The organism is Oryzihumus sp. (assembly GCF_036391795.1).
Taxonomy (GTDB): Bacteria; Actinomycetota; Actinomycetes; order Actinomycetales; family Dermatophilaceae; genus Oryzihumus.
Map to the genome: position 1 here is coordinate 1 of NZ_DASVZH010000253.1, position 1925 is coordinate 1925.

Genomic DNA, 1925 nt, shown 5'->3' on the forward strand with positions numbered 1-1925 from the left:
CGGTATGCCGGGTGGTCCGGCGAGGTGCCCCTGCTGGACACCGGGTCGGTCCAGGGCGACGCGGTCCACGAGCGCCGGCTGGCGGCGGCCGGCTTCGAGCAGGTGCGCACGTTCTGGCGGATGAGCGGGGACGTGCCCCCGTCGCCGCGGCCCGGCCCCGCGGTGCCCGGCCTGGCGGTCCGGACGGTCCGCTTCGAGGACGAGGACGACACCCGGCTCGCGCACCGGCTCAAGGAGGAGAGCTTCGCCGGGCACTGGGGCAAGGAGCCGGAGGGCTACGACGCCTTCCTCTCCCGCTGGCGCGCCAGCGCCGGGTTCGACCCGAGCCTGTGGTTCCTGGCCGAGCTCGACGGGGAGCCGGCCGCGGTGATGCTCGCCAGCCGGCGCATGGCGAACGAGGACGCGCTCTACATCCAGTCGCTCGGCACCCTGGCGCAGGCCCGCGGGCGGGGCGTGGCCTCGGCACTGCTGCACCACGCCTTCGAGGTGGCCCGGCGTGAGGGCTACGCCAGGGTCCGCCTCGGGGTCGACAGCGACAACCCGACCGGCGCGCCCGGGGTCTACCGCCGGGCCGGGCTGGAGACGATCTTCGCCATGCACGCCTGGCACAAGCCGCTCACCTGACCTCATCAGGACACGCCTCAGCCCGCGTCCGGGCCGCCTCAGCGGTCGGAAACGCGGGCCGAGGGGTGTTCGGTCAAGCGACGGGTCCGGGGGCTGGGACTCAGCGGGACGCCATACGGGCCTTGAGCGTCTCCCGCTTGTCCTCGAACCGCAGTGCCTGCTTCTCCAGCCCGTCCATGAACTCGGCGAGCTCGGTGCGCGCCTTCTCGCCCTCGGCGGACAGGCCCTCGAGCTCGAAGACCTTCCAGAAGCGCAGCACCGGCATGACCACGTCGTCGCGGTGCTGGCGCAGGTCGTAGATGCCGGCGACGGCCATCTCGACGGCCTTGCGCTGGAAGCCGGGGATCTCGGTGCCGGGCATCTGGAAGCCCTTCACGACCTCGAGGATCGCCTGCATCGTCTGGTCCGGCGCGACCTGCAGGGCCGAGTCGAGCAGGTTGCGGTAGAAGATCATGTGCAGGTTCTCGTCGGCGGCGATCCGGGCGAGCAGCTGCTCGGCCATCGGGTCCTCGGTGAACTTGCCGGTGTTGCGGTGCGAGACGCGCGTGGCCAGCTCCTGGAAGGAGACGTAGGCCAGGGAGTGCAGCAGCTCCCCGGAGTGGGCGGACTCGTAGCCCTGGGACATGTGCTGCATCCGGAAGCGCTCGAGCGCCACCGGGTCGACGAGGCGCTTGACCAGCATGAAGTCGCGCATGGCGATGCCGTGCCGGCCCTCCTCGGCGGTCCAGCGGTGCACCCAGTCGCCCCAGGCGTCGTCGCGGCCGAAGATCAGCGCGATCTCGTGGTGGTAGCTCGGCAGGTTGTCCTCGGTGAGCAGGTTGACGATGAGCGCCGAGCGGGCCACGTCGGGGATGTCGGCGTCGTCCTCGCTCCAGGCCTCCCCGCCCATGAGCCCGTCGAAGTTGCGCCCCTCACTCCAGGGGACGTAGTCGTGGGGGAACCACTCCTTGGCGACCTTGGTGTGCCGGTTGAGCTCTCCCTCGACCACCTGGTCGAGCTCGCGGAGCAGGTCGGTCTGGGACCAGACACGGGACATGGGGGTTCCTTCCAGCAGATTACTTACGCTCTCGTAGGTTACGGGAGCGTAAGTAATCGGCCAACCCCTCAGGCCGGTCCGGCGTGCCGGCACCGGCTCAGGCGCTCGCCGCCATGACCGGTGCCGGGGAGACCATGAACGTCACGCTGCTCGCCGGGGTGTAGCCCAGCGACGTGAACAGCGGCCTGCCCGTGGGCGGCGCAAGCGCGACGACGGCGGAGGAGCCCCGGCGGGCGGCGAGCTCCTCGGCCGCGTGGGCCAGTCG

General features: G+C 71.4%; 2 protein-coding genes. One reads left to right on the forward strand and one right to left on the reverse strand.

Annotated elements, in window-relative coordinates; all coding sequences use genetic code 11:
- Nucleotides 1–624 (forward strand): GNAT family N-acetyltransferase (locus VF825_RS15525; protein ID WP_331114930.1); only part of this gene is annotated, 624 nt, incomplete at its 5' end.
- 100 nt (nucleotides 625–724) lie between these two features.
- Here the strand turns inward: VF825_RS15525 and VF825_RS15530 are convergent.
- Nucleotides 725–1660 (reverse strand): acyl-ACP desaturase, encoded by a 936-nt coding sequence (locus VF825_RS15530; RefSeq protein ID WP_331114932.1) that lies wholly within the window; start codon nucleotides 1658–1660, stop codon nucleotides 725–727.
- Nucleotides 1661–1925: the final 265 nt, after the last annotated feature.

Coding starts and splice junctions, on each gene's coding strand:
- VF825_RS15530 (WP_331114932.1), bottom strand. CDS start 1,660: ATGTCCCGTGTCTGGTCCCAGACCGACCTGCTCCGCGAGCTCGACCAG.